The 17,353-nt window shown below is 74.4% G+C and carries 15 protein-coding genes; 5 read left to right on the top strand and 10 right to left on the bottom strand.

Annotated elements, in window-relative coordinates; all coding sequences use genetic code 11:
* The coding region (locus tag JNW98_RS30075) for an outer membrane protein assembly factor BamB family protein (protein ID WP_223771458.1) at positions 1 to 1,270 on the top strand (1,270 nt) is incomplete at its 5' end.
* 553 nt (positions 1,271 to 1,823) lie between these two features.
* On the opposite strand, the gene JNW98_RS30080 is transcribed toward JNW98_RS30075, so the two are convergent.
* The 5 genes from JNW98_RS30080 to JNW98_RS30100 all read right to left on the bottom strand — a co-directional run bounded on the left by JNW98_RS30080 (position 1,824) and on the right by JNW98_RS30100 (position 7,746).
* Positions 1,824 to 2,021, bottom strand: coding sequence for a hypothetical protein (locus JNW98_RS30080; protein ID WP_223771459.1), 198 nt, complete (start codon positions 2,019 to 2,021; stop codon positions 1,824 to 1,826).
* Between the two features lie 285 nt (positions 2,022 to 2,306).
* A complete protein-coding gene (locus JNW98_RS30085) occupies positions 2,307 to 2,474 on the bottom strand; it encodes a hypothetical protein (protein WP_223771460.1) in 168 nt (55 codons plus the stop codon).
* A 236-nt stretch (positions 2,475 to 2,710) separates the two neighbouring features.
* Positions 2,711 to 5,641: an SARP-family global regulator AfsR gene (gene afsR / locus JNW98_RS30090; protein WP_223771461.1), complete on the bottom strand. Its 2,931-nt coding sequence runs from the start codon at positions 5,639 to 5,641 to the stop codon at positions 2,711 to 2,713.
* A gap of 703 nt (positions 5,642 to 6,344) precedes the next feature.
* Complete coding sequence (locus JNW98_RS30095; RefSeq protein ID WP_223771462.1) at positions 6,345 to 6,707, bottom strand: cupin domain-containing protein; 363 nt, start codon at positions 6,705 to 6,707, stop codon at positions 6,345 to 6,347.
* Positions 6,708 to 7,002: 295 nt separating this feature from the next.
* Positions 7,003 to 7,746: a hypothetical protein gene (locus JNW98_RS30100; protein WP_223771463.1), complete on the bottom strand. Its 744-nt coding sequence runs from the start codon at positions 7,744 to 7,746 to the stop codon at positions 7,003 to 7,005.
* 206 nt (positions 7,747 to 7,952) lie between these two features.
* On the opposite strand from JNW98_RS30100, the gene JNW98_RS30105 reads away from it, so the two are divergent.
* Together JNW98_RS30105 and JNW98_RS30110 are read left to right on the top strand one after the other, a co-directional pair.
* Positions 7,953 to 8,810, top strand: a complete 858-nt coding sequence (locus JNW98_RS30105) for a MerR family transcriptional regulator (RefSeq protein WP_223771464.1) — start codon at positions 7,953 to 7,955, stop codon at positions 8,808 to 8,810.
* Positions 8,811 to 8,897: 87 nt separating this feature from the next.
* The gene (locus JNW98_RS30110) at positions 8,898 to 9,122 is read left to right on the top strand and encodes a hypothetical protein (RefSeq protein ID WP_223771465.1); all 225 of its coding nucleotides are present in this window, start codon (positions 8,898 to 8,900) and stop codon (positions 9,120 to 9,122) included.
* Positions 9,123 to 9,152: 30 nt separating this feature from the next.
* Here the strand turns inward: JNW98_RS30110 and JNW98_RS30115 are convergent, their stop codons facing one another.
* From JNW98_RS30115 to JNW98_RS30135, 5 genes are all read right to left on the bottom strand, one after another.
* Positions 9,153 to 9,491, bottom strand: a complete 339-nt coding sequence (locus JNW98_RS30115) for a hypothetical protein (RefSeq protein WP_223771466.1) — start codon at positions 9,489 to 9,491, stop codon at positions 9,153 to 9,155.
* A gap of 43 nt (positions 9,492 to 9,534) precedes the next feature.
* Positions 9,535 to 10,269 (bottom strand): hypothetical protein, encoded by a 735-nt coding sequence (locus JNW98_RS30120; protein ID WP_223771467.1) that lies wholly within the window; start codon positions 10,267 to 10,269, stop codon positions 9,535 to 9,537.
* A 79-nt stretch (positions 10,270 to 10,348) separates the two neighbouring features.
* Positions 10,349 to 10,654 carry a hypothetical protein gene (locus tag JNW98_RS30125; RefSeq protein WP_223771468.1) on the bottom strand — a complete coding sequence of 102 codons (306 nt, stop codon included), beginning with the start codon at positions 10,652 to 10,654 and terminating at the stop codon, positions 10,349 to 10,351.
* A 54-nt stretch (positions 10,655 to 10,708) separates the two neighbouring features.
* A complete protein-coding gene (locus JNW98_RS30130) occupies positions 10,709 to 11,545 on the bottom strand; it encodes a YbaB/EbfC family nucleoid-associated protein (RefSeq protein WP_223771469.1) in 837 nt (278 codons plus the stop codon).
* Between the two features lie 250 nt (positions 11,546 to 11,795).
* A complete protein-coding gene (locus tag JNW98_RS30135) occupies positions 11,796 to 13,307 on the bottom strand; it encodes a CehA/McbA family metallohydrolase (RefSeq protein WP_223771470.1) in 1,512 nt (503 codons plus the stop codon).
* A 215-nt stretch (positions 13,308 to 13,522) separates the two neighbouring features.
* Between JNW98_RS30135 and JNW98_RS30140 the strand changes: the two genes are divergently transcribed.
* Positions 13,523 to 14,380, top strand: a complete 858-nt coding sequence (locus tag JNW98_RS30140; RefSeq protein ID WP_223771471.1) for a TIGR03619 family F420-dependent LLM class oxidoreductase — start codon at positions 13,523 to 13,525, stop codon at positions 14,378 to 14,380.
* A gap of 317 nt (positions 14,381 to 14,697) precedes the next feature.
* Positions 14,698 to 17,298, top strand: coding sequence for a bifunctional FO biosynthesis protein CofGH (locus JNW98_RS30145; protein ID WP_223771472.1), 2,601 nt, complete (start codon positions 14,698 to 14,700; stop codon positions 17,296 to 17,298).
* The last annotated feature ends 55 nt before the right edge of the window (positions 17,299 to 17,353 follow it).

The raw sequence follows: 17,353 nt of genomic DNA on the forward strand, positions 1-17,353 counted from the left end.
CGCGCAGCTGCCGATCGGCCCCGGGCCGCGCGTCGCCGACGCCCGCGAGCCGTACGCGCCCTCGGCGGCCGGCACCGCCACCGGCTGGGTCCGCCCGCCCGGCGGCGGCACCACGTCCCCGGTGGCGCCCGAGCCCGCCCCCAACGCGACGGTGGATGCCGCCCGTTGGCGGCCCTGGCGGTTCCGGATGTCCAACGACGTCTGGGGCACGCCCGTCGTCGCCGGCGACCTGGTGTACGTCACCTCCTTCGAGGTGCACGCGCTCGACGTGGCCAGCGGCCGGCGGCAGTTCAAGACGCGCGACGTCGCCTGGGCCATGGCCGTGGCCGACGGCCGCATACACGCCTCCGACGGCCCGACGCTCTACGCCCTCGACGCCGCCGACGGCGCGGAGCGCTGGCGGCTGTCCACCGACGGCTGGGTGTACTCGCTCGGCGTCGACCGCGGCACGGTCGTCACCGGCACGCGCGGCGGCGGCGCCCAGGCGTGGGAGGCGGCCACCGGCGAACTCCTCTGGGAGACCTCCGGCCTCCAGACCGACTTCGAGACCCCCGACTGCGGCCCGGTCGTCCAGGACGGCACCGTCTTCATCTGGTCCGACGCCCGGCTGCGCGCCCTCGACGCCCGCTCCGGCACCGAGCGCTGGAGCTACCCGGTCGGCGACACCGGCTCCTGCGGCGGCGTCCCCGTCCGGCTGCACGCGGCCCCCGACGGCGTCGTCTACGTCGCCGCCGGCACCCGCCTGCTCGCCATCGACACCGCCCGTGGCGACGTCCGCTGGCGCTTCGAGGCCCCCGCGGTCTTCCTCAGCCCGCCCGCCGTCGGCAGCGGCGGCGTCTACGCGGCCGACTACCTCGGCACCGTCTACGCCCTCGACGCCGCCGGCGGCCACGAGCGCTGGCGCATCGCCACCGAGGCCCGCCAGTCCACCGAGCCCGTCCTCGTCTCCAACGGCCTGGTCCACCTCGGCAGCGGCGGCGCCCTCTACACCCTCGACGCCGTCACCGGCACCCCCCGCTGGCGCTTCGCCGCCGGCGGCGACATCGTGGGCTCCCCCGTCGTCGCCGACGGCCGCGTCCACTTCGGCTCCGCCGACCACTGCCTCTACGCCCTCGACGCCACCGGCGGCCAACTCCGCTGGAAACTCGCCACCGGCGGCGAAATCACCGGCACCCCACTGGCATCGGGAGGCGTCGTCTACGCCTGCAGCAAGGACCGCTGCGTGTACGCCCTCGACGCGGCGAAGGGAACGGGGCAGGCGCGGCGGTGACCCTCCGCCGCCGGTCCCGGCGGCTCCCGGAGCGGAGAGTGGCCCACCGCGTCGCACGCGGTGGGCCACTCTGACATGGACCGACCGGGCGAGGTTGTTCGGTACCCCGAGAACCCTTCGAACGAGGTCATCGCACAGGGCCGATGTCAGAGCCGTCCCCGAGAATGGAGGCACTGGTCAGCAAGAACGGACCGGTCTCCCTGCCATTCACGTTCCCACCTGTCGTCAACAGGTGTGTTCGGCATGGGCGGCCACCGGCGCGACGACGTCGCGCCGGGTCCGGCGGCTTCGACGAAGCGGGGGTGACGCGATGCGGGGTGGCGGAGTGCGGCCTTGTGGGGTGGACGGTCGGGTGCGGCCGGGGGTCGTCGGGGACGATCACCATGCGGGCTTCCGGCCGGTGTAGCGGACCGTGGGCGTATGAGGTGAACCAGGGGCGCCGCATGCAGGGCTGCCGCCCGGCGGATGACGGCGAATGAGACGCACGCTTAGGGGCTCCGCCGGCAAGCACCGGGGAGCCCCTAGGAGTAGGGCGCAAGGCCCGTCAGACGCCTTATGCCACGTGGTGGTCGTCCGCGCCGTTGGTGCGGTCGGCGACGTCGGCCAGCGGGGACGCGGCGGCGCTCTGCAGGGCCGGTGCGCTTCCGGCGTGCAGGTCCGCGGCGGCGGGCGCGATCGCGAGGACCGTGGCCGCCCCGGCGATCACAAGGGTCGCGAGCGTCTTCTTGGCGCGGTCGGTGGTCGTGCCCATGGTGGCTCCTCTTGCTCGGGGTACGGAGGTGGGTTGTGGTGCTTCCCGCGGCACGGCCGTGTCCGGACGCGCCGACATCCCGGCCTCGTCCCGGCCGCCCGTAGGCATGGACAGGGCCGGCATCGGCGACTCCCCCTCCGTGTCGCCGCTGCCGGCCCCGAGCTGTCGAACATTCGGCGAAGCCCCCTGTTCCCCCGCGCCTTGGGGTTCCGCCGTGATCGGTGGACGGGATCCTGACCTGTCAGAGACGCCCGTCCACCGTCGAACCGTTCAGCCGGTCCGTGCTCAGACCGGCTCGGAGCCCGCGTGGTGGTCGTCAGGGCCCGTGGGAGTGTCGCCCAGCTTCTTGGCCTTGGGCTTGCCCGGCACGGTGGCGGCACCCGGTATGGCGCTCACCACCTGGCCGTCCTGGACACCGGGCAGCATGGGATCGAGCTTGTTCTCTTCGCTCATGGTCGTTCACCTCTGTGGGACGGTGCGAGTCGTGCGATACGACGGGGTGGAGAAACCCGTCCGGCGACTCCCCCGAGGGCCGCCGGACGGGCACACCGGGATCGGGCACCCCGGTGGGCGATGCATCACCGCGACCCGCCTGCCCCCCGACGCGACGGATCGATAACCCTGAGAGTGACACCTGGCGATAAACGATCGATGAACGTGCACATGACGCCTTTGCCCCGTGCTCCGGGTCAGGTGTGCGCCATCTCCAGCAGCCGGCGCACCTCTGCGGCCTCGCCCGCGTTGCCCAACTGCTCGAACGTCCGCAGGGCGTCCGCCCAGCATGCCTGCGCGCGGCCGCGCTGGCCGAGACGGTCGAGGCAGTGGCCGAGCACGGTCAGGATGCCTCCCCGGCGCCACTCGCCGCTGATGCCCCGCAACCGGACGAGGGCCTGTTCGGCGTGGGCGGCGCCGCTGGCGTGGTCGCCCAGGGAATGGAACGCCTCCGCCATCCGCGCGAGGCTCCACCCCTCCCACATCCGCTGCCTGTTCTGCCGGAAGATGGACAGCGCCTCGACGAACTGCGCCAGGGCGTCCTCGTGCCGCTGCGCGGCGCGCAGCGCCATCCCGTAGGCGTAGTGGCCGTTGGCCAGTCGCCACGACACCTGGAGTTCGCGGTAGATGGCGAGGCTCTGCTCCGAGAGGCGGACTGCCGTCTCCGCGCGCCCGGTCTCGCCGTGGACGCGCGAGAGGTTGCTGAGGGCGCTGACCTCACCGGGCCGGTTGCCGTCCGCCCGGAACGAGGCCAGGGCCTGCTCGCAGTACGTCTCCGCGTCCTCGTAGCGCTGCTGGTAAATGGCCACGATGGCGCGGATGTTCGCCGCGATGCACTGTGGGAGGACGTCGCCGCTCTCCCGTGCCAGCCGGAGTGCCTCGGCGGCCTGCTGGTCGGCCTGGGGGAACCGGCCGGAGAGGCTGTGGACGTTGGCGAGCACCGTCCGCGCACGTCCCTCCGCCCGCGAGTCCCCCGCCGCCTGCGCGGCGGCCAGCATGTCCTCCGCCGCGTTCGCGTACAGACGCGAGTACGCGCCGGACTCCGTGAGATCGTTGGTCGCGAGCAGCAGGTCCACGGCCTTGCGCAGCGGCTCGCCCGTGTCCTGGGCGTGCTGCCGGACGCAGGCCAGCAGGCAGGGGGCTTCCGCGTAGAGCCAGTCGGCGCCGGCGGTGCGGTCGGTGAACGGTAAACCCGGATGGGCGGTCGGCGTGATGTTCTTCAGCAGCCGGTCCCCGGGCCGCTCCAGGACGTACACGCCCGCTGCCGTCGACAGGTAGAAGTCGAGGAGGCGGGACATGGCCGCCTCGCGTTCCGCCGGGGGTTGTTCGTCGCGTTCGGCGCAGGAGCGGGCGTAGAGGCGGAGGAGGTCGTGGAAGCGGTAGCGGCCGGGGGCGGCGGATTCGAGGAGGGAGGCGTCGACGAGGGTTTCGAGGAGTTCCTCGGTGGTGTCGGCGTCGAGGTCGAGGACGGCCGCGGCGGCCGGGAGGGAGATGTCCGGGCCGTCGGGGAGGCCGAGCAGGCGGAAGGCGCGGGCCTGGGCGGGTTCGAGCTGGCCGTAGCCGAGTTCGAAGGTGGCCTTGACGGCGAGGTCGCCGGCGCGAAGTTCGTCCAAGCGGCGGCGTTCGTCGCCGAGCTTGCGGGCGAGGACGGAGACCGTCCAGGTGCGGCGGGCGGCGAGGCGGGACGCCGCGATGCGGATGGCGAGCGGCAGGAAGCCGCAGGCGGCGACGACGTCCATGGCCGCGTCCCGCTCGGCGGCGACCCGTTCGGTGCCGACGATGCGGGTGAACAGGACGAGGGCCTCCTCGGGGCTCATCACGTCCAGGTCCACGAGGTGCGCGCCGGCGAGGTCGACCATGCGGGTGCGGCTGGTGACGAGGGCGGCGCAGCCCTCCGTGCCCGGGAGCAGCGGGCGGACCTGGGCGGCGTCGCGGGCGTTGTCGAGCAGTGCGAGGACGCGGCGGCCGTCGAGGGTGGAGCGGAAGAGGGCGGAGCGCTCCTGGAGGCCCTCGGGTATCGCCGAGTCGGTGACGCCGAGCGCGCGCAGGAAGGCGCCGAGGACGGCCTCGGGTTCGGCGACGACCGGGCCGGTGCCCTGGAGGTCGACGTACAGCTGGCCGTCGGGGAAGTGCTCGCGGGCCGCGTGCGCGACGTGCACGGCGAGCGTCGTCTTTCCGACGCCGCCGATGCCGGCCACCGCGGACACCGCCATCACCCGGCCCTCGGCGGTCGCCAGCTGGTGGCTGAGTTCCTGGACGAACGCGTCCCGGCCGGTGAAGTCAGGTACCGTGGCCGGGAGTTGGGCGGGACGGACGAACGCCGGGCCGGTGCCGGCGCGGTCTCCGGCGGGGTGCGGCGCGAGGTCCGCGTCGCCGCGGAGGATGCGCTGCTGGAGCTCGGAGAGCTCGGCGCAGGGCTCGACGCCCAGTTCCTCGTCCAGCAGCCGCCGGGTGTCGGTGTACACGGCGAGCGCCTCGGCCTGCCGGCCGCTGCGGTACAGGGCGAGCATCAGCAGTTCGCGCAGCCGCTCGCGCAGCGGGTGCGCGGCGGTGAGCGCGGTCAGCTCGGAGACCGCCTCCGCGTGGTGGCCGAGCTCCAGGTCCAGGTCGAGGCGGGTCTCCACCAGGCCGAGCCGCCACTCCTCCAGGCGGGCGCGCTGGGTGTCGGCGTACGGGCCGGGGACGTGGGCGAGCGGCTCGCCGTCCCAGACGGCCAGGGCCTCGGTGATCAGGGCGCGGGCCCGGGTGCCGTTGCCCGCCGCGCGGGCCTTCTCGGCCTCGGCGGCGAGGCGTTCGGCGGAGTCGATGTCCAGGCAGCCGACGCCGGCCCGGAGCGCGTACCCGCCCGCCTCGCTGGCCAGGACGTCCGCGTCCGGGCCGAACGCCTTGCGCAGCCGGGACGCGTAGGTGCGCAGCGCGGCGAGCGCCGCGTGCGGGGGGTCGTCGCCCCACAGCGCGTCCACGAGCTCCGCGGCCGTCGCCGTGCGGCCGCCGCGCAGCAGCAGCGCGGCGAGCAGGGCCCGTTGCTGGGGCGAACCGGTGCGCAGTTCCTCGCCGCCGCGCCAGGCGCGGACGGGCCCGAGCACGGCGAAGCGCAGTCGCTGTCCGTGCTCTGTGTCGCCGGCCATCGTGACCCCCTGCTCGTCCTGCTCGGTGGCACCGGTCAGTCTGCCCTGTCCGGGGCCCCGGCGTCAGCACCGGTCCGGCCCTCTCCACAGGGCCTTCAAAGGCTGTGAACGGGCCGCCGCCGGGGGACGGGACGGCCGGCGCGGCGTTCCGGCGGAGGCGCGGCGTCCGCGGCGCGGCCGCTCGCCGGGCGGGCCGTACGGAGGGTGGGGCGGGCGCCGGCAGCGACGTGAACAGGGAGATGCGGGGGGACGGGCTCCTCAACTCCCCTTCCGGGAACGGGGGTCGCGGGCTCGGGCGGGGCTCGGTGAGTGCCGCCGTGCCGGTGCCGCTCGGGGTCCGGGCGTGCGGTGGTCCGGGGCGCGGGGCGGTCCCGGGGGTGTTCGCGGACCGCGCGGAACGGCCGGATGTCGCCGTCGGATGCTCCAGGGTGCGGGGGCCGGAGGGTGACGAGAGTCGCAGCGGTGTGCGTACCGGGAAGGGTGGGGCGTATGGGGCCAGTGCGCTTGCCTGCGGGGCAGGACGGCGGGTGGTTACCCCCCGTCACGGGGGCGGCAGACGAGGGCCGGTGTCACCGGGCAGGGGCGTCCGCCGGTATGGCCGGTGCCGCCGGTATGGCCGACATGACCGCCACGGGCGTCCGCTGGTACGGCGGGGATGACCGCCACAGGCGTCCGCCGGTACGGTTCGGCGGCGCGGACGGCGTCACCGCTTCGCGTAGTCCGCGACCCCCTGCCAGTCGAGCATCACGCACGGCTCGTCGCCCACCACCCAGGCGTCGTGGCCGGGCGGGCAGGACATGACGTCGCCGGGGCCGAACTCCTCCTCCTGGCCGTCGTCCATCACGACCCGGATGCGGCCCGAGGCGACGTACGCCGTGTGCGCGGCCTGGCAGCTGTCGGTGCCGGCGATCGGCTTGACGTGCGAGGACCACCGCCAGCCCGGTTCGAACGTGCCCCGACCCACCGGCCCGGTGCCCAGGCTCACCAGCTCCATCCGCCCCTTGCCGCCCTCGAACGGACGGACCTCCTCCGGGGCGTCGAAGCTCTTCCGCACAAGACCGGCCATGGCGCTCTCCTCGGTTCCTCGGGACAGGCGCGCCGCCCGCCGTCTCGAACGTAGGCGGGGGCGGCGGCGGGTGGCGAACGGTGGGGGCCGGACGGGTGACGCGGTTTCGGTGGAGGGGAGGGCCGGTACGGGGGCGGCGTCCGTCGTCGAGGCGTCCGTCGGCGTTGCGGACGGGAACGGTCCGCGCGGGGGCCGGGGCTCCCCCTCCCGAGCCCCGGGCCCCGCGCCTTCCGGCCGGGTGGCCGCCCGGCCCGTCGCTTCACGGGGTACGGAACCGGCGGCCGCCCGGCGGTCGTCAGCCGCGCTCCCGCGCGGCGGGCAGCGGCGGCAGGTCGGCGTGGCGGACGGTGAGGCCGCCCGACTTCAGCGGGGCGAACGGCGCGGGGGCCATGCAGGTGCCGACGCGCGCCTCGATGGGGACGCCCTTGACCACGTCCAGGTTGCCGACGGCCCAGCTGAACCCGAACCGGCCCCGGCCCGGCCCGCCGGTCCGCGCGCTGAACCCGTACCGCCTGCCGATGTCCTCGGGGTCCGCGGACTTGGTGACGGTCGCGGTGAACGTCGCCGTGTCCCCGGCCGTCACCAGGCAGTCCACGGCCGCCTCGGCCCGTCGGGTCTCGTGGGTGGCGGCCACCCAGTGCGACCAGACGACCGTGCCCCGCGCGTCGGTCGGCAGACCGTGCTCGAGGTGGGGGCCGGGCAGCGGGCGGCTGAACGGTACGGCCCGCGCGTCGACCGTGAAGCGGATGACGTCCCGGGGCGCGTACGCGAAGTCGAGGCGCGCGGATCCGGTCACCCGGGCCGTCGCGGCCGGCTTTCCGGGCCCGCCCGGCTCGTTCGGCCCACCCGGCTTGCTCGGCTTGCTTGGCTTGCTCGCGTGAGCCGTGGCCCCGGCTCCCTGGGAGCCCGACGCCGAGGCCGTCGGACCGAGGCCGGCCACGGCGGCGCACGTGGCGGCCACCGCGAGCGCCGCGGCCACCGTCCGGCGCCGCCGGCCGGAGGGCCCTTCGCCGTTCCCGCGTCCCCTGTCGCCCCACATGGTGGACTCCCCTCGCCTCGACCCCGTTCGCTGGTGATCACCACTCTTCCGGCGGCGGGGCCGCCCCACCATCTGCCGATCGGCGGATCCGCCGGGCCCGCGAGGCGCTCGGCTCGCCCGTTCGGGAGGGGCTCCGGCGGAGGGCGGGGCGCGTCTCCGGCGGCACGACTTGAACCTCACGCCGCGTGAGGATGCAGGGTGGTGCCATGACCGCTTCCACGACCTGGCGCGTGGGTCCGCTGGCCGAGGCCGGCGGGCTGACCGTGCGCACCCTGCACCACTGGGACGACATCGGGCTGCTCCGCCCGTCCCGGCGCACCGCCGGCGGGCACCGGGAGTACACGGAGGCCGACGTCGTCCGCCTGTACCAGGTGCTCGCGCTGCGCGGCCTCGGGCTCGGCCTGGAGACCATCGGCCTCTGCCTCGACTCCGGCGTCGACCCCGCCCGCGTCGTCCGCGACCACCTGGCCGAGGTGGAGGCGTCGCTCGCCCGGCTCGGCACCCTGCGGCAGCGGCTCCTCCGGCTGCGGGACGCGCTGGAGGCACCGGACGCGCCGGGCGTGCCGGGCGTGCCGGACGTGCCGGACGTGCCGGAGACGGCCGATAACCCGTCCTCGTCCTCACCCCCGCCCCCGTCCCCGCCCGTCGCCCCGCTGCTCGACGCCCTCCGGGCGACGAGCGGCGTCACCGTTCACGGGGAGCGGGTGCTCCGCCGTCACCTGGGCGCCGACGGCATCGGCGTGCTGCGCGAACGCGGCGCCGCGCTCGGGCCCGTCGCGCACTACCTGCTGGAGGTGGAGTGGCCCGAGCTCTACCGCCGGGCGGACCGGCTCCGTACGGACGGCGTGCCGCCCGTCGACCCCCGAGTCGGGCGACTGGTGGCCCGGATGGACGAGCTGAGCGCCCTGTTCACCGGCGGCGACCGGGAGGTGTCGGCAGGGGTGCGGCAGGCGTGGGACGAGGACCCCGCCGCCCTGTCCGGTGCCCCGGACGCGCCGGCGGACGACTGGCGCGACCTCTCCGCCTACCTCGACGCGGCCCGGCGGCGAGGGGTGGGCGGATGAGCGACGCGGTCACCGGAAGGCGACGTCAGACGACCTCAGACGATCTCGGCAGCACAACGGCAGCACAACAGCAGTAAGGAAAACGCCATGTTCGACCACACCCGGTCCCCCCGCGCCCAGGCCGCGCTTTTCTCGGCCTTCCCCGTCCTCCCGCTCCTCCTCCTGGTCCTCCCCGCCTGCTGCGCCCTGGCGGCGTTCGGCGTGCTGCCCTGGGTCGTGCCCGCCGTCGCCCTGCCGGTGGCCCTGGCTGTGCTGTGGCTGCGCCGCTTCGTGCATCTCTCGCGCGGCACACGCGTCCGGCGGTCCTCCTGAACACGGCGTCGTCAGCTGAACCCGGCGTCGTCAGAGCGCCTTGACCAGCCGCGCCGCCTCCGCCAGCGGCAGCGACGGGTACGTGCTCCGCAGCTCCCGCACCGCCGCCGGCACGCCCCGCTCGTCGCGGATCCTGCGCAGGGCGGGGGCGTCGACGGCGGCGCGCAGTTCGTTGAAGGAGGCGAAGGTCCGGGTGTACCAGTCGCGCCGCCGGCGCCGGTCCGCGTACGCCTCCGCCGTGCCGGCGAGGACGGTCCCGAGGGCGGCGCAGAGGGTGAGGGCCCAGAGGCTCCGGCCGGCGTAGGCCAGGACGGCCAGGACGAAGGCGACGGCCGCGCCGCACCACAGGGCCAGGCGGGGAAGGTGCATGGGTGATGTGCCTCCTGTCGTGCCACCCCGGAGACGGCGTCGCTCAGGCGGTGGACACGGGCCAGTGTCCGCCGGGGAACGCCCGGTTGTCCTTCGCCTCGCCCTCCACGACCGTCATCTGCTGGGCCTGGGTGCCGAGCGCGGCGACGAGCGTGGTGACGGCGGTGATGACGAGAGCGGTGTTGACGCCGGCCTCCTCCACGACGATGGCCGCGCCGGCCCACGAGAACACCACCGACCCGAAGGCGGCGATGGCCGCGACGATGGCGGCGATGAACTTGACCAGGATGACACCGAGGGCCACGTAGAAGGCGAGGCCCGCGACGGCGCTGAAGGTGAGCGCCGAGGCGACCTTGTCGGCGCTGGTCGCGATCTGGGTCGCGGCGGTGGGCTGGAGCTTCACGGCCGCGGCGTAGGCGGTCGCGCCGTCGCCCTTCCAGTGCTTGGGGGCCTGGAGCGCGTCGGCGGCGACGTTGCCGGCCACGTCGGTGGCGTGCCCGCGCACGTCGTTCTGCCAGGTCCAGGCGTCCTTGAAGGCGGTGATGGGGACGGCCGCGCCCTTGAGCAGCTCACCGATCTTGTTCAGGATCCACTTGCCCAGCTCGATGAGCTTGTTGGCGCACCAGATCAGCGCCTTGCCGACGAAGTCGGGCACGTACCACTTGTTGGCGGTGGACTCCGCCTTGGGGCCGACCTGGTTGAGCTTCGTCGTCAGGTTGGTCAGCCCGGAGTTCAGCTTGTCGATGGTGGCCGTGTACTGGGCGGCGTTGAATGCCATTGTTCCTGTTCCCCCTGGTGTGGCGTGTGCCGTGTGCTGTGCTGCGTCACGCTGCGCTGCCGCGGGTGTCCCGGGCCGTTCAGTACGCCTTCTCGACGCTCTTCGTGGTGTCCACCTCGTGGTCCTCGTACGCGCGGGCGTTGACCACCAGCGTGTCCGCGACCTCCTTCGTCCGGTCGCGGCCCTCGGAGGTCCGGGAGGAGATCTGGTTCACCGCGTCCGTGTAGGCCGACAGGAGGACCTGGAACAGGCCGGCCTCCAGGCGCGTCATGCGCAGGCCCTCCACGGTGTTGTGGATGCCGCCGAGCAGGGTGCTCTGCGCGTCCCACATCCGGGCGTCGGTGCGGATGCCGTCGGTGATGACCTTGAGATCGGGGTCGGCCATGGGCTGGTGCCTCCGGTGGTGTTCGGTCGTTCGGTCGCCGAGTCGTCCGGCTGATCAGTCGGCGAACCGCGCGGGATCGGCGAGGATCGCCATGGCCTCCTTGAACAGGCCGTCCAACTGCGGTGCCGAGGGGCCCTTGGAGGAGCCGGCGGCGAGGCGGTCGCGGGCGTCGGCGAGGGCCTCGGCGAGTGCCTCGTTCAGCCGCACGGCGGACCGGCCGTCCGCCCACGCGGCGTCCACGGCGCAGGAGACCATCGATCCCCGGGCCACGGTGACGGCCACCTTCCCGCCGGCGGACTTGCCGGTGAACGCCTCGGGTTCGGCCGCGGCGGGCCCGGCGATCGCGTCCAGGTCGAAGAGGGACAGCATCTCCTCGGCCACCTCGTCGAGGCGGCGCGGGAGGACGTGCCGGAGGTCGAGTTCCGGCGCCGCGGGCGATGGCGCCGCGGGCGATGGCGCCGCGGGCGATGGCGCCTCGGGTGACGGAGCGGCGGGCGACGGAGCGGCGGGCGACGGAGCCCCGGCGTCCGCCGCCGACCCGGGGCCGCCGGCGGTGAACGGCGAGGTGGCGTCCAGCCGTTCCGCCCGGCGCTCCCAGTCCGTCTCCTCCAACTGCCGAGACCAGCCCTCCATCCGCTCCCGCAGGGCGGATTCATAGGCCGCGGTGATGGCCGAGGTCAGCGCGTCGGGCGTCTGCCGCCGCTGCCAGTCCGTGGCGAGGGTGACGCGCTCGGGCAGTCCGTCGGCGGCGAGCCGTACGGTGACGGCGCCCTGCGGATCACTGCCGGTGGCCTCCCGAGGGACGCGCTCCCGCATGTCCGACATCAGCCGCTGGATGCCCAGGATGTGGTCCCGGACCTGGTTCAAGTCCGCGAACGGGTCGCCGTTCACCGATTCCCCCTTCGTAGCACGGCACGGAGCCGCCTCTTCCGGGAAAGGTGAACGACGCCGCCTGCTTGACGTGGCGTGCACGCTAACACGCTGCGCTCGCCCGGCCGAGGGATGCGGGTGGGATTCCGCTTGACTCGTGGGACGGGTGTGAGGGGTGCAGACGGCGACTACCGCTGAACACCGCTGATCATTTGCGGAGTTGACCACTCCCTGTCACGGCAGTGAACGGTCCCCACCTCCCCGCGGTCCCTCACTGCTCAACTCGCCCCAGAAACACCGGATTCGTCATCGCCACCATCGCCCCCGGCAGCCCCGGGACCGTGGCCGGACGGCGGACCTCCGCCCGTACGTACGCCGAACGACCCGGCGCCGTACGCCACTCCACCCGGCCGTCGGGGGGCAGCGGGACGGACAGCACCGTGCCCTGGTCGGTCACGAACGCCGCCGTGCAGCCCGCCGGCGCGCCGGTCGCCTTCAGTCGGACCGCCACCTCCGCCCCGGGGCCGGCCGGCAGCCGCTCCCCGATGCCCGCGTGGGCGCCGGAGCCGGTCGTGGCGGCGAAGGACAGGCCGACCGCCCGGGACTCGGCGATCCAGCTGCGGCCGGCGCGGAGGCCCGCCAGGACGGCGTCGTGGGACAGGTCGTCGGCCAGGACGACCGTCTGCGGGAGGCCGACGGGGTCCGGCTCGCGGTGGGCGTCGCTGTTGCCCATGGCGGGCAGCCAGCGGCCGCCTTCGCGGGCGGCGTCGGCGAGCATGGCGTCCCAGGTGGCGACGGCCATCTCGTCGTCCGGCGTGAACCGGCCGTTCCACACCTCGACGGCGTCCGCGTGCTCGTAGCCGAACTTCCAGGAGCAGCCGACGCACGTGCCGTACGGGTGGGCCGGGACGACCAGGCCGCCGGCGCGCCGGATCGCCCGGGCGTGCCGGCCGAAGACGCCGTCCCGGGCGCGGTGGCGCCAGTCGACGAAGGTGCCGGGATCGGTGCCCAGGGCCAGCACGTGCCCGTTCCGGGTGGTGACCTCCTCGCCGGCGAGGATCAGCAGGTCGTCGCCCCACAGGCCCTGCCAGGCGGCGTGGCCCGAGGTGGTGTTGTGCTCGGTGGTGACGATCCAGTCGAGCCCGGCGGCGCGCGCCGCCGCCGCGATGTCGGCCGGGGTGCGGAGGCCGTCCGAGTGGACGCTGTGCAGGTGGCCGTCGCCCCGGTACCAGGCCCGGCCGCGGCCCTTCGCCCGCCGCGGCGGGTACACGGGCTTCGGCGTGGTGCCCGGCGGGCCGTACCGGAGGGTCACGGTCACCTCGTACGCCAGCCCCTGCGGCGCCACCGTGTACGGGCCGAGGACGACGTGCCAGGTGCCGGGCCGGACGGGACCGGGCAGATAGCCGGGGGTGGCCCGTTCGGCGCTGATCGAGAACTCCGTGCGGGCGCCGCCCGACCAGCCCCGGAAGCCGTCGGGGCCGGTGCCGCGCTCGTCGAAGATCCCGATGTCGCAGGCGTTGCCCGGCACACCGGGCGGGACGGGCGGCCGGTCGTAGGTGTACGAGATCGCGATCTCACGGACGCCGCGCGGCACTTCCACGGGGAGGTGGACGAAGTCGGGCGCGCCGGCCGGCAGGCTGCCGGTCACCTTGCGCGTCTCCGTCGTGCCGCTGCCGCCGTGCCCCGATGAGCCGGCGGCGTGAGCGAACGTCACACCGTCGAGCGTAAGGGCTCCCGCCGCTCCCGCGACAGCCGTCAGTTTCAGGACACCTCTTCGATCCATCCGCCGCTCCACCCGGACCTCCGCGCCGTCGCCGTCCTGTCCCGTTCCGTCCTGTGCCGTGCCTGTGCCGCTTGTTCTACGCCACCCGCGCGTCCGGCGGAACGGGTGGTGCGGCGTACGGCGGATGACGGTCGTGTGTCGCCCGTTCGACATGGGTCACGGGCGGGCCCGCAGGGATTACCGTGGGTACAGGCGACAGACGGAGGTTCCCCCGCATGCGGATCGCGACCACGGTCTTCCTCACGGACGAGACGATCACCCCGGTCCGGCTCGCCCGAGAGCTCGAACAGCGCGGCTTCTCGGGTCTCTACCTGCCCCAGCACACCCACATCCCGGTCGAGCGGAAGACGCCCGCGCCGATGGGCGACCCGCTGCCCCGCGAGTACGGCCGGGCGTTCGACCCGTTCGTCGCGCTGGCCCAGGCCGCCGCCGTCACCCACCGGATCACCGTCGGGACGGGCGTCGCCCTCGTCGCCCAGCACGACCCCGTCGTCCTCGCCAAGCAGGCCGCCACCCTGGACCACCTGAGCGGCGGCCGGTTCACCCTCGGCGTCGGCTACGGGTGGAACGTCGAGGAGGCCGCCGACCACGGCGTCGAGTGGGCGGAGCGGCGCCGGCTGGTCCGGGACCGGATGGCGCTGATGCGGGCGCTGTGGGAGGAGGAACCGACGGCGTACGAGGGCGAGTTCGCGTCGGTGCGGGCCAGCTGGGCGTACCCGAAGCCGGTGCAGCCCCCGCGGCAGCGGGTCGGCGCGCCGCCGCTCACCGGGCCCCGCACGCTGATCGGCGGGGCCGCCGGGCCGTCGCTGTTCGCCGCCGTCGCGGAGTACGCGGACGGCTGGCTGCCCATCGGCGGCGGCGGGCTGCGCGAGGCGCTGCCCCGGCTGCGGCAGGCGTGGGCGGACGCGGGGCGGCCGGGCGAACCGGCCGTGGTGCCGTACGCCGTTCATCCCTCGGCGGGCAAGCTCGCGCATCTGGCCGACCTGGGCATCGAGGAGGTCGTGGTGGGGTTGCCGGCGGCGGGGGAGGGGGAGGTGCTTCGGGCGCTGGACGCGCATGCGGAGTTTCTGTGAGGGGTGGGTGCCCCTGGCCCGCCCTTTCGCCGTTTCCTGGGGGCGAGCCCCCCAGACCCCCTGATCGCGGCTTCGCCGCTCGTCCTCAAACGCCGGACGGGCTGGATAGTGCCGCCTTGGGCGCGCACTTCAGCCCGTCCGGCGTTTGAGGACAACCGCGCGAAGCGCGGTTTCGGGGGTGCGGGGCCTTCCCCCGCAAGAAACGGTGAAAGGGTGGGGCCGGGGCGAACCTCCGCCTGACACACCGTGAGCATCGGCACAAAAACCCTGGCGGAATGCCCCCTGGCATCACCGCTTTGCCCTCGTATGCTCGGGGAATGACTTCGAGCGCACCACGGCCCGTCTCGCCACCGCCGACCGCGAACGCGATGCGACGCGCGCTCAAACGGGCCCGGGACGGTGTCGCGCTGGACGTCACCGAGGCGACGGTGCTGCTCCAGGCGCGCGGGGACGACCTGGAGGACCTCTGCGCCTCGGCCGCGCGCGTCCGGGACGCCGGTCTGGAGGCCGCGGGCCGGCCGGGCGTCATCACGTACTCCAAGAGCGTCTTCATCCCCCTCACCCGCCTCTGCCGCGACCGCTGCCACTACTGCACCTTCGCGACCGTTCCCGGCAAGCTGCGCCGGGCGGGCGAGGGGATGTTCATGTCCCCGGACGAGGTGCTGGCCGTCGCCCGCCGGGGTGCCGCGATGGGCTGCAAGGAAGCCCTGATCACCCTCGGGGACAAGCCCGAGGACCGCTGGCCCGAGGCGCGCGAGTGGCTGGACGCGCACGGCTACGACGACACCCTGGCCTACGTCCGGGCGATCTCCATCCGCATCCTGGAGGAGACCGGGCTGCTGCCCCACCTCAACCCGGGCGTCATGTCCTGGACGGACTTCCAGCGGCTCAAGCCCGTCTCGCCGTCCATGGGCCTGATGCTGGAGACGACGGCCGAGCGGCTGTGGAGCGAGCCCGGCGGGCCGCACCACGGGTCGCCGGACAAGGAGCCCGCCGTCCGGCTGCGCCACCTGGAGGACGCGGGCCGCAGCTCCGTGCCGCTGACCAGCGGGCTGCTGCTCGGGATCGGGGAGACGGCGGAGGAGCGCGCCGAGTCGCTGTTCGCGCTGCGCCGCGTGTCCCGGGCGTACCACGGCATCCAGGAGCTGATCCTGCAGAACTTCCGCGCCAAGCCGGACACGGCGATGCGCGGCATGCCCGACGCCGAGCTGGACGACCTGGTCGCCACGGTGGCCGTCGCCCGGCACATCATGGGCCCGTCCGCCTGCCTCCAGGCGCCGCCGAACCTGGTGGACGAGGAGTTCGGCCGGCTCATCCGGGCGGGCGTCGACGACTGGGGCGGCGTCTCGCCGCTCACCCCGGACCACGTCAACCCCGAGCGGCCCTGGCCGCAGATCGAGGAGCTCGCCGCGCGGTCCGCCGCCGAGGGCTTCGAGCTGAAGGAACGTCTCGCCGTCTATCCGGAGTTCATCCAGCGCGGCGAGCCGTGGCTGGATCCGCGCATCCTCCCGCACGTCCGCGCGCTGGCCGACCCGGAGACCGGGCTGGCGCGCGAGGACGCCGTCGTGGAGGGGCGGCCCTGGCAGGAGCCGGAGGAGGTGTTCGTCCCCACCGGCCGCACCGACCTCCACCGCACCATCGACAGCGAGGGCCGCACCGGCGACCGGCGGGCCGACTTCGACGAGGTGTACGGCGACTGGGAGGCGCTCCGCGAGGCGGCGGCCCCCGGCATGGCCCCCGAGCGGCTGGACGGCGACGTGCGGGCGGCGCTGCGGCAGGCCGCGGACGACCCGACGCGCCTGACGGACGCCGAGGCGCTCGCGCTCCTGCACGCCGACGGCCCGGCCCTGGACGCCCTCTGCGGCATCGCCGACGACCTGCGGCGGGCGACGGTCGGCGACGACGTCACGTACATCGTCACCCGCAACATCAACTTCACCAACGTCTGCTACACCGGCTGCCGCTTCTGCGCCTTCGCGCAGCGCCGCACGGACGCCGACGCCTACACGCTGTCGCTGGACCAGGTCGCCGACCGGGCCCAGCAGGCGTGGGAGGTCGGCGCCGTCGAGGTCTGCATGCAGGGCGGCATCCACCCCGACCTGCCGGGCACCGCCTACTTCGACATCGCGCGGGCGGTGAAGGAGCGGGTGCCGGGGATGCACGTGCACGCCTTCTCGCCCATGGAGGTCGTCAACGGCGCCTCCCGCACCGGGCTTTCGATCCGCGACTGGCTCGCCGCGGCGAAGGAGGCCGGGCTCGACAGCATCCCCGGCACGGCCGCCGAGATCCTCGACGACGAGGTCCGCTGGGTGCTCACCAAGGGCAAGCTGCCGACGAAGGACTGGGTGGAGGTCGTCACCACCGCCCACTCCCTCGGCATCCGCAGCTCCTCCACGATGATGTACGGGCACGTGGACCAGCCCCGGCACTGGCTCGGCCACTTCCGGAAGCTGGTGGAGATCCAGAAGGAGACCGGCGGCTTCACGGAGTTCGTGACCCTCCCCTTCATCCACACCAACGCTCCCGTCTACCTCGCCGGCATCGCCCGCCCCGGCCCGACCATGCGGGACAACCGGGCGGTGACCGCGATGGCCCGGGTGCTGCTCCATCCGCACATCACCAACATCCAGACGAGCTGGGTGAAGCTGGGGGCGGACGGTGCCGCCGAGATGCTGCGATCGGGTGCCAATGATCTGGGTGGCACGCTGATGGAGGAGACCATCTCCCGGATGGCGGGATCGTCGTACGGCTCTTACCGCTCGGTGCGCGACCTCGTCGGGATCGCCGAGGCGGCTGGGCGGCCGGCTCGGGCGCGTACGACGCTTTATGGGGTGGTGCCGGAGGAGCGGATGCGGGCTGCGGCTGCTTCGGATGGGCATCTGCCGCGGTTGCTGCCGGTGTTGGGGGCGGGGGGTTGAGGGGGCCCCGGTCCCTCCCCCAGAGGGGGCACCCCCACTTCGCCGTTTCCTGGGG

It is taken from the genome of Streptomyces huiliensis, from assembly GCF_020037025.1.
Taxonomy (GTDB): Bacteria; Actinomycetota; Actinomycetes; order Streptomycetales; family Streptomycetaceae; genus Streptomyces; species Streptomyces huiliensis.